The sequence below is a fragment of the Polynucleobacter sp. 35-46-11 genome, from assembly GCF_002281105.1.
The window spans coordinates 1-8,976 of record NZ_NCFJ01000074.1 but is presented as its reverse complement, the minus strand read 5'-3'; the positions used below and the strand labels follow the sequence as shown (position 1 = coordinate 8,976).

10 protein-coding genes and 1 pseudogene are annotated in these 8,976 nt (G+C 47.3%); 4 read left to right on the top strand and 7 right to left on the bottom strand.

All coding sequences use genetic code 11. The features are described 5' to 3' along the window. A pseudogene (locus B7Y67_RS07600) lies at positions 1-212 on the top strand (hypothetical protein); the annotation flags it as partial. A 23-nt stretch (positions 213-235) separates the two neighbouring features. Here the strand turns inward: B7Y67_RS07600 and B7Y67_RS07595 are convergent. Together B7Y67_RS07595 and moaC are read right to left on the bottom strand one after the other, a co-directional pair. Next, on the bottom strand, positions 236-442 hold the full coding sequence (locus B7Y67_RS07595; protein ID WP_215386762.1) for a hypothetical protein: 207 nt from the start codon (positions 440-442) through the stop codon (positions 236-238). Between the two features lie 13 nt (positions 443-455). Further along, positions 456-935 (bottom strand): cyclic pyranopterin monophosphate synthase MoaC, encoded by a 480-nt coding sequence (moaC, locus tag B7Y67_RS07590; protein ID WP_293598121.1) that lies wholly within the window; start codon positions 933-935, stop codon positions 456-458. Positions 936-958: 23 nt separating this feature from the next. Between moaC and B7Y67_RS07585 the strand changes: the two genes are divergently transcribed. After that, positions 959-2,677, top strand: a complete 1,719-nt coding sequence (locus tag B7Y67_RS07585; RefSeq protein ID WP_293598120.1) for a M48 family metalloprotease — start codon at positions 959-961, stop codon at positions 2,675-2,677. On the opposite strand, the gene B7Y67_RS07580 is transcribed toward B7Y67_RS07585, so the two are convergent. Genes B7Y67_RS07580 through B7Y67_RS07560 form a run of 5 tightly spaced genes read right to left on the bottom strand, consistent with a single transcriptional unit; the run spans position 2,678 to position 6,002 of the window. Continuing rightward, positions 2,678-3,292, bottom strand: coding sequence for a DUF2946 family protein (locus B7Y67_RS07580; RefSeq protein WP_293598119.1), 615 nt, complete (start codon positions 3,290-3,292; stop codon positions 2,678-2,680). A 28-nt stretch (positions 3,293-3,320) separates the two neighbouring features. After that, positions 3,321-3,755 carry a nuclear transport factor 2 family protein gene (locus tag B7Y67_RS07575; protein ID WP_215302004.1) on the bottom strand — a complete coding sequence of 145 codons (435 nt, stop codon included), beginning with the start codon at positions 3,753-3,755 and terminating at the stop codon, positions 3,321-3,323. A 34-nt stretch (positions 3,756-3,789) separates the two neighbouring features. Beyond that, positions 3,790-4,827, bottom strand: coding sequence for a lipopolysaccharide heptosyltransferase II (gene waaF, locus B7Y67_RS07570; RefSeq protein ID WP_293598118.1), 1,038 nt, complete (start codon positions 4,825-4,827; stop codon positions 3,790-3,792). Positions 4,828-4,872: 45 nt separating this feature from the next. Then, positions 4,873-5,064 (bottom strand): zinc-finger domain-containing protein, encoded by a 192-nt coding sequence (locus tag B7Y67_RS07565; RefSeq protein WP_015421968.1) that lies wholly within the window; start codon positions 5,062-5,064, stop codon positions 4,873-4,875. 14 nt (positions 5,065-5,078) lie between these two features. Then, the gene (locus tag B7Y67_RS07560) at positions 5,079-6,002 is read right to left on the bottom strand and encodes a branched-chain amino acid transaminase (RefSeq protein WP_293598117.1); all 924 of its coding nucleotides are present in this window, start codon (positions 6,000-6,002) and stop codon (positions 5,079-5,081) included. Positions 6,003-6,213: 211 nt separating this feature from the next. On the opposite strand from B7Y67_RS07560, the gene B7Y67_RS07555 reads away from it, so the two are divergent. Continuing rightward, a complete protein-coding gene (locus tag B7Y67_RS07555; RefSeq protein WP_293598116.1) occupies positions 6,214-7,425 on the top strand; it encodes a phosphoglycerate kinase in 1,212 nt (403 codons plus the stop codon). A 2-nt stretch (positions 7,426-7,427) separates the two neighbouring features. After that, positions 7,428-8,864 carry a pyruvate kinase gene (gene pyk / locus B7Y67_RS07550; protein ID WP_293598115.1) on the top strand — a complete coding sequence of 479 codons (1,437 nt, stop codon included), beginning with the start codon at positions 7,428-7,430 and terminating at the stop codon, positions 8,862-8,864. Positions 8,865-8,976: the final 112 nt, after the last annotated feature.

Here is an 8,976-nt window from a genome sequence, read left to right as displayed (position 1 = left end):
AGAACCCTCATAAATTTGCCCTGATTGTTGGTGCTCTCAATTTGCTTGGGGGATTAATCATGACTTACGCCATTTTTGGCGTGGTGGTTTTAGGTTTACCTTATGAAACCTGGTCAGCAATTGCTGGCTCAACCTTGTGGATGAAAATTATTTTTGATTTTATTATTCGTCGCCATGCCCATATGGAGCCTTGGGGTAGAAAGAAGAGTTAAATCAATGCCCTGACGGACATTTTTTATTTCTTCTTTTTGTTCATTCCATATTTGTCTTTGAAGGCTTCCCTGCCGAGGATGACGTAATTCGAGATTGTGCTAAAAATCAAGGCAAACACAATAGCAAAAAACAAGCTGATGTTTTCGTTGAAGTACAAAATAGTCATGGTGATGCCAACACCTAAGCTGGCAAGGATTGCAATACCGTTTTTACTGAGTTTTCCTGCCATATATCCTCCAAAATTATTCGGCAATTTTCCATTCGCCAGACTTGCCGCCACTCTTCTCCAAGAGCTTCACATCCCCCATCACCATGCCACGGTCGACTGCTTTGCACATGTCATAGATTGTGAGGAGGGCGACTTGGACTGCGGTGAGAGCTTCCATTTCTACGCCTGTAGGTCCGGTGGTTTCAGCTCTCACTTGGCAGCTAATACTGCTGGATTCTGGGTGTAGGAGAAATTCTAGGCTGACATGAGTCAAAGCCAAGGGATGGCAAAGGGGAATCAGATCAGATGTCTTTTTAGATGCCTGAATACCTGCAATTCTGGCGATACCGAGAACGTCACCCTTCCTATGCGTCCCTTCCTCGACCATTTTGAAGGTGCTAGGCAACATCGAAATCGTACCGCCAGCAAGGGCGATTCGGTGGGTATTGGGTTTGTCCCCCACATTAACCATATGGGCTTGGCCGGAGGCATCAAAATGAGTTAGTTTGTTCATGGAATAGGTTTTACCATATAGGGATGGAAGTCATAAAGACATCGCAAAAACTATCGCTATTTAAGCGAATTTTGGCTGCTCAGCTCATTTTGAGCTTGGCTTGGCCAAGCGCTGGCTTTGTTTATGCCGCTGGTCCTGCGCCTTCCTCAATAACTGGGGATGTCTCGGTTCAGGGTGAGTCTGCTGCTTTGCAGAACCTAGGTAGAGCGGTTCAGTCGCCCGACGCCCGCTCTTCAAATCTGCCCTCACGCAATACGCCCCTAACTCAGCCAAGCTTTGTGCTCCCAGATATGGGTGATCCAGGTGGCGATAGCTTAAGCCGTATGGATGAGAAAAAGTATGGTGAGATGATCATGCGCCAGATTCGTCCGGATCCAGATTATTCCAATGACTTGCCTATCTATGATTATTTAAATCAAATGGAGCGACGCTTATTGCAAGCTGCAAAACGTTTGCAATTGGGTGGGGCTAATGAGCAGGGCAGTGGCGCCTATAACTTTGAGGTATTCGCTGTTAAAGATAGCAGTATTAATGCGTTTGCATTGCCTGGTGGATTTATTGGTTTTCATACGGGCTTGTTGGTGAGTGCTGAAACAGATTCAGAGGTAGCCTCAGTGATGGGGCACGAGACCGGCCACGTTTTACAGCGCCATCTAGCGCGTCAAATGGATAAGCAAACTACCAACACGATGATTGCCCTTGCTGGCATCTTGTTGGGCGCCTTAGCTGCCTCACGTAATCCAGGCGCTGCTTCTGGATTGATGCAGGGTGGCCAGGCGGTGGCAGTGAATAATCAACTCTCCTACTCTAGAGATGCTGAGCGCGAGGCTGATCGTATTGGCTTTCAGATTCTGGCGGCAAGCGGTTACGACGTGAATGGTGCTCCGGGATTCTTCCAGCGATTACAAAAAGCTACGGGCATTATGGATAGCGGCGTTCCATCCTATGTTCGCACTCACCCATTAACTACCGATCGTATTGCAGATATGCAAGATCGGGCTCGTAATATCACCAGCCGAAATGTGCCCACTGCGGTCGAGTTTTATTTCATCAAAGCGCGTGCTCGTATCGAGCAGTCTGGAAGCTCTAGTCAAATGTATGACTTAAGAAACACCTTTGATAGTTTGAGTAAGCAGTCTTCTCCAGGCAAACAGATGGAAGGTTTTTATGGGCTAGCGCTCGTTGCTCAAAAGCAAGGTAAGTTTGATCAGGCTGCAGGCTATTTGCAGCAAGCACGCAATCTAGCTAATAGCGCAAGTGCACCGGGGTCTCCCATACTGAGGCAGAGCCTCTCCCTAGACATTACTACCTCTGAATTAGCATTAGCTAGAGGCAAAAGCGATGAGGCATTGCAAATTGCTCAAGGGACTTTGAAGGCCTTTCCACAATCCTATGCTGCTGGCGCAGCGATGATGAATGCTTACCTGAAACTAGGCCGTACCAACGACGCCATTACGTGGTTAAAGGCGCGCACTAGGTTACAACCTAATGAGGTAGTTTGGTGGACCATGCTATCGAATGCCTATGATCAGGCAAAGAATGTACCAATGCGCCATTACGCTCTTGGAGAAAAGTATGCGCTAGAAGGTGCTTGGCCATCCGCCATTGAGCAACTCAAGATTGCTAGATCTTCTGGTGGCGCTGACTTTTATCAGGCTTCTAGTATTGATGCACGTCTACGCGAAATGCAAAAGGAATATCAAGAAGAGTTGAAGGAGCAGGGCAAAAATATGCCCAGCTAATTAATTGCTAGGTGCTTTGATGAAGTGAAAGCGCTCACCCAGTTCCTTTGAATGAATGGGTTCGATCGGTAAACTTCTGCCATTCCACTGCCAAGAGCCTCTGTAGCTACAGGCATCTTCCTGAACTTGAGATTGCTCTGAGAAGAGATCTAAATCATGATCATGTAATAGCGCAACTGATAAAAATTCTGTTTTGGTGAACGCAGTGGCATTGATTTGATCGGAGCTTGATTGTGGGATCAGGCCAGTGATGTAGATATTGCCTTTTTCATCACTCAGAGCGCCATGCGGTTTTATTTCTGTAGCGCACTGGGTTAATAACTGAGGACCACTTTCGGTGGGAATGATTCTGGCAATCCATGGCGTGGCATCTAGCGTGATGAAAACCCGTTGTGGCCCATTTTGGAAAAAATATCTACCCAAGGAATCGCATGCGTAATTTCTGGAGATAAATTCATTGAGGGCTAGGTGCTGAATGACACTTCCAGCCAATTGATTGGCTTGTGCAAATTCATCACGCATGCGCCATTGACCTCGACGATCCAGAGCTAACCATCCAAAGCAGTGTGGAACATTAGGCCACTTAATAAGAGATCGAAGTACTTGCTCATCCATAAAGCGGCAATCTTTGAGCCATCACGAATTAGTGCAGTCCGTGCGGAGTAGATGGGGCATCAAAAGTATCTTCAGTTGAATGGCTTGCATGCAGGTGGGCAATGCGCCAGCCCTGACTATCCTGCAGTAAGACCAAAGTGATGTTGAGGAAGAACTCCGCTTCAATTTGATCGGCACGCAGATGCACGGCTTCAGTAGTGTCGTAGACCGCAGCACCTAAAACAGAATGGTTAATACAGGCAATTGGCTCTAAAAAGAGAGCTTGCTTTGCCAGCAGGCGCTCTAAACCTTCCCGAATTTCTGCATGTCCACTTAAGCGTTGCCCCTCTGGGAGCACGCAAGTAATTGAGTCGTCATCTAGCCAGATTGCCAAGGCGCCTTTGACATCACGATGCTTTAAGGCGTCACGCCAGGCATCCACCACTTCATCGGCATTATGAAAAAGTCTGGCAAGTTTAGTCATGGCTTACTTTCTGGTGATGTATATCGCGACAAAATTAGTGGAGTGATTGAACGGCGCTCAATACAGTCGTAGGCAAAATATCTTTTAAGCATTTGAGATGCCCAAGTGGGCATTCTCTTTTGTGGCAGGGGCTACATGGCAAGTTAAGCCAGATGACTTTTGCCTTATCAGATAGTGGTGGCGTATGGCGAGGATCGCTTGATCCAAAGATCGCTACTTGCGGAACTTTTAATGCTGCGCCGATATGCATTAAGCCAGAGTCGTTGCTGACCAGTGCTTTACTCATACCAATGAGTGCAATCGCTTCATCAAGTGAAGTCTCGCCACACCAGTTCTGAATTTGAGAGGTATTTGTTACTTGAGAAATAATTTCCTTACCGAATTCATGATCACCCTTGCTGCCTAACAGAATGACATGCGCATTGGACTCATGGGTAATCAGTTGCTCTGCGAGAGTGGCGAAGTGCTCGGTAGGCCAGCGTTTTGTTGCTCCAAACTCTGCGCCTGGACAAAACACATAGATAGATTTTTCATTTATCCCTGCTATTTGCAACTTAGCGCTGACAGACTTTGTGGCTGCGAGTGAGATGTTGAGTTTAGGATCTGCTGATTGATTGATATCAATCTCTTGTGATGACTGTATTACATTGCTAAGAGCAAGGTAATGATTCGCCATCGGGGGGCGATTGGTCTTGCTCGGATTATCCAAAGCGAAATTGATGAGTCCAAAGCGCATCTCTCCACGATAAGCAATTCGAAGTGGAATATTGGCGAGCCAAGGAATTAAGGCGGACTTGAGACTGTTGGGAAGAACAAAGCAGGCATCGTATTGATTTAATTCCAGTTGCCTTGCTAGCTGCTTGCGTAGACCCCACTGCAATTGCTTATGCTCTAGGCGCGCCTCTATGACTTGATGCACTTCAGCGCAGGCGCGATAGATGGGCGCAACCCAGGGGCTTGCTAAAACATCAATCTGTGACTGCGGGTAACTTGCTTTGAGATTCGCCAGCAGAGGCTGGGACATTACGGCATCACCAATCCAATTGGGAGCGATGATCAGAATACGATTCATATGAGGTATCCCGAGACAGCACCCCAATTAGGGGTGCTGATGGACTTAATGTCCGTGGGGTTCGGTACCTGGAATGAGTTTGTACTCAGTGCCGCAATAAGGGCACTTTGCCTCACCCGTTTTAGCCACATCCAGAAATACGCGTGGATGTGAATTCCAGCTAGGAGTTTTATTGGTTGGGCAATGTAAAGGCAAATCGGTATTGCCATTCACCATCACAACTTGAGCTTCACTCATTCTCTGATTTCCTATTACTTAACGTAAGTTAACCAAGACTTGTACTTATCGCTTCTACCGTAGACCGCATCAAAGTAGGTCTTCTGAATTTTCTCGGTAATAGGACCACGCTTGCCATCACCAATAGTACGATCATCCAACTCACGAATTGGCGTTACTTCTGCAGCGGTACCAGTAAAGAAGGCCTCATCAGCAGAGTAGATCTCATCGCGGGTGATGCGTTTCTCACGCAATTCAAGGCCGAGATCTTTGACGATCTGAATAATGGAGTCACGAGTAATACCGTCTAAGCAAGAAGCCAGATCTGGGGTGTAAACGATCCCGTCACTCACCATAAAAACGTTTTCACCAGATCCTTCAGATACATAGCCTTCTGTATCCAGTAGCAGGGCTTCATCGTAGCCATTAGCAGTTACTTCTTGGTTCGCCAAAATCGAGTTGATGTAGTAGCCAGAAGCCTTGGCGCGTACCAATGAGGAGTTCACAAAGTGACGTGTAAATGAGGAGGTTTTAACGCGGATACCCTTGTTAATACCATCTTCACCCAAATAAGCACCCCATTCCCAGGCGGCGATCGCGGTATGGATGCTGTTGCCTTTCGGAGAGATGCCGAGCTTTTGGGAGCCAATAAAGATAATTGGGCGGATATAGCAAGATTCCAGCTGATTGCTATTGACGACCTCAATAATGCCCTTGGTGATTTGCTCTGGGGTCCAAGGCATAGTCATTTGGAAAATCTTAGTTCCATTGAATAGGCGCTTAACATGCTCTGGAAGGCGGAAAATGGCAGTGCCCTGGGGAGTTTTGTAGGCGCGAATGCCTTCAAATACACCCATTCCGTAGTGGAGACTGTGGGTTAGCACATGAATATTGGCCTCACGCCAGGGAACGAGCTTCCCATCGGACCAAATAAAGCCATCGCGGTCGGACATCGACATTTTCTCTACCTTTTAAATATGTAATAAATAGGGTGATTCAATTCGGTAAAACTGGGTGCCATGCTGCTAGGGAGCCCCTAGGCCTGGAATACGTCTCAGCCTTTATTGTAGAGCAGGGAGCGGGGTGGGGTAGTCCAATTCCTTTGGGATCTCAAGCCCAGACGATTTAGAATGGAGCATTCCCTGTAAACCACTAAATTTGCCCATTCTCATGCCGGAAACTCTCTTTAAAGTAAAACGTCTCAGTGATCTCGCTGCAGCAGGTCTGCTCAAGGGAAAGCGGGTTTTAATCCGCGCCGATCTCAATGTGCCTCAGGATGATGTGGGCAACATCACAGAAGACACCCGGATTAGGGCCTCAATGCCAGCGGTGCAGATGTGTTTGGATGCTGGTGCAGCTGTCATGGTCACCTCGCATTTGGGTCGCCCAACTGAGGGCGAATTCAAGCCCGAGGATAGTTTGGCTCCGGTAGCTGACCGAATTGCCACGCTTTTAAATCGTAAGGTTCCCTTAATTAGCGATTGGGTTGATGGTGGCTTTGAAGTCAATCCCGGTGAATTGGTGCTGCTAGAAAATTGTCGTCTCAATGTGGGCGAGAAAAAGAATAATGATGAGCTGGCCAAGAAGATTGCCGCTTTGTGTGATGTTTATGTCAATGATGCATTTGGCACTGCTCACCGTGCTGAAGCAACTACAAATGGCGTAGCTAAATTTGCCCCGATTGCTTGTGCTGGACCATTGATGGCTGCTGAGTTGGATGCTTTGAGTCGTGCCCTTGCAAGTCCTAAGCGCCCATTGGTAGCGATTGTGGCTGGCTCTAAAGTATCTTCAAAACTGACCATCCTTAAAGCTTTAGCTGACAAAGTAGATGAGTTAATTGTGGGTGGCGGTATTGCAAATACCTTTATGTTGGCTAAAGGCTTACCGATTGGTAAGTCGCTTGCAGAGCCTGATTTGGTTGACGAGGCACGAGAGATCATGGAGATTATGGAAAAGCGCGGAGCGCACGTCCCTATTCCTGAGGATGTTGTGGTTGCGAACGAACTCTCTCCGTTGGCGCGCGCAAACCGTGTGCCTGCTGATCAAGTCGCAGAAGATGACATGATTTTGGATATTGGCCCTAAAACTGCTGCACGTTTATCCATCATGTTGGCGCATGCTGGGACGATTGTGTGGAATGGTCCGTTGGGCGTTTTTGAGATTGATCAGTTTGGTGGTGGCACTAAGATGTTGGCTGCAGCAATCGCTCATTCACCTGCATTTTCCATTGCAGGTGGCGGTGACACCTTGGCTGCAATTGCGAAGTACGGCATTGAAAATCAAGTGGATTACATCTCTACTGGCGGCGGCGCCTTCTTGGAATTCTTGGAAGGCAAAACCTTGCCAGCCTTTGCAGTATTGGCCGAAAGAGCGAAAGACTAACTATGTTGAGAGCAACAAAAATCATTGCCACATTGGGCCCTGCTTCAGAAAAACCAGAAGTATTGCGCGAGATGATTCGAGCAGGCGTGGATGTCGTGAGAATGAACTTTTCTCATGGCACTGTTGCTGACCATAAGGCACGTCATGATTTAGTGCGTAGCATTTCTGCAGAAGTAGGAAAAGAAGTGGGCATCATGGCCGATTTGCAAGGCCCAAAAATTCGCGTGGGTAAATTTGTTGATAGCAAAATTCTTTTAAAGGAAGGTGCACACTTTGTTCTGGATGTCGCATGTGAGCTGGGTAATCAAGAGCGTGTCGGTCTGGATTACAAAGAGTTGCCACAAGATGTCAAGCCAGGCGATCGCCTTTTACTAAATGACGGTTTAGTTGTGCTTCGTGTTGAGAATGTTAAAGGCGGAGAGATCTTTACCCTCGTCGAGCAAGGTGGCCCACTTTCAAATAACAAAGGTATTAACCGTGCTGGTGGCGGTCTGACTGCACCAGCCCTGACAGAAAAGGATATCGCCGATTTAGATGCGGCGATCGCGATGGGCGTAGATTTTCTGGCAATCAGCTTTCCTAAGGATGGCGCAGATATGGCCTATGCCCGCAAGTTGGCTGATGCCGCTAGCGCAAAGCATGGTGTTGGCAAAGTGCGCACGATTGCAAAAGTAGAACGTGCAGAGGCGATTGAACCTGATGCATTGAACAGCATCATCGCGGAGAGTGACGGCATCATGGTTGCGCGTGGCGATTTAGCGATTGAAGTAGGTAACGCTGCTGTCCCAGCTTTGCAAAAGCGCATGATTAAGCTGGCACTTGAGGCTGATAAATTCACGATCACAGCAACGCAAATGATGGAGTCCATGATTAATGCTCCAGTGCCGACGCGCGCTGAAGTCAGTGACGTTGCTAATGCGGTATTAGATGGTACGGATGCGGTGATGTTGTCTGCAGAATCTGCTGCTGGTATGTATCCCGTGCAAACGATTAAAGCGATGGCTGAGATTTGTGTTGAGGCTGAAAAGTCTGACCGTGTAAAGCTTGATACCGATTTCTTGGACCAAACCTTCTCACGTATTGACCAAACAATTGCCTTGGGCGCGCTATTTACAGCGCATCATCTCAATGCCAATGCGATTGCTGCTTTAACAGACTCAGGATCTACCGCGGTTTGGATGAGTCGACATAATATTCATTTGCCTATTTTTGCCTTAACTTCAAAGATTGCCACTCAGCGTGCATTGAGCACTTATCGCAATGTATTCCCTGTTGGCTTGGACTACACCAAGCAACGTGATACCGCCTTGCAGGAGGTTGAAGATTGCCTGAAGAAGTTAGGGGCAGTGAAGAAGGGTGATGTAGTTGTTCTGACTTCTGGTGAACCTATGGGTGAGCCTGGTGGCACGAACTCACTCAAGATTGTTCAAGTGAAGTAATTCGCTTTTTAAATATTGATTCAAATAATTCATTACTAACATTTTTAATTAAGAGACCATCATGGCTTTAGTATCTTTACGATAACTCTTTGATCATGCTGCTGATAATCGC

Excerpts from the sequence above, each read along its gene's own strand:
- B7Y67_RS07585 (WP_293598120.1), top strand. The coding sequence starts at position 959 with ATGGAAGTCATAAAGACATCGCAAAAACTATCGCTATTTAAGCGAATT.
- B7Y67_RS07555 (WP_293598116.1), top strand. The coding sequence starts at position 6,214 with ATGCCGGAAACTCTCTTTAAAGTAAAACGTCTCAGTGATCTCGCTGCA.
- B7Y67_RS07580 (WP_293598119.1), bottom strand. The coding sequence starts at position 3,292 with ATGGATGAGCAAGTACTTCGATCTCTTATTAAGTGGCCTAATGTTCCA.
- moaC (WP_293598121.1), bottom strand. The coding sequence starts at position 935 with ATGAACAAACTAACTCATTTTGATGCCTCCGGCCAAGCCCATATGGTT.
- B7Y67_RS07575 (WP_215302004.1), bottom strand. The coding sequence starts at position 3,755 with ATGACTAAACTTGCCAGACTTTTTCATAATGCCGATGAAGTGGTGGAT.
- B7Y67_RS07560 (WP_293598117.1), bottom strand. The coding sequence starts at position 6,002 with ATGTCGATGTCCGACCGCGATGGCTTTATTTGGTCCGATGGGAAGCTC.
- waaF (WP_293598118.1), bottom strand. The coding sequence starts at position 4,827 with ATGAATCGTATTCTGATCATCGCTCCCAATTGGATTGGTGATGCCGTA.
- pyk (WP_293598115.1), top strand. The coding sequence starts at position 7,428 with ATGTTGAGAGCAACAAAAATCATTGCCACATTGGGCCCTGCTTCAGAA.
- B7Y67_RS07595 (WP_215386762.1), bottom strand. The coding sequence starts at position 442 with ATGGCAGGAAAACTCAGTAAAAACGGTATTGCAATCCTTGCCAGCTTA.
- B7Y67_RS07565 (WP_015421968.1), bottom strand. The coding sequence starts at position 5,064 with ATGAGTGAAGCTCAAGTTGTGATGGTGAATGGCAATACCGATTTGCCT.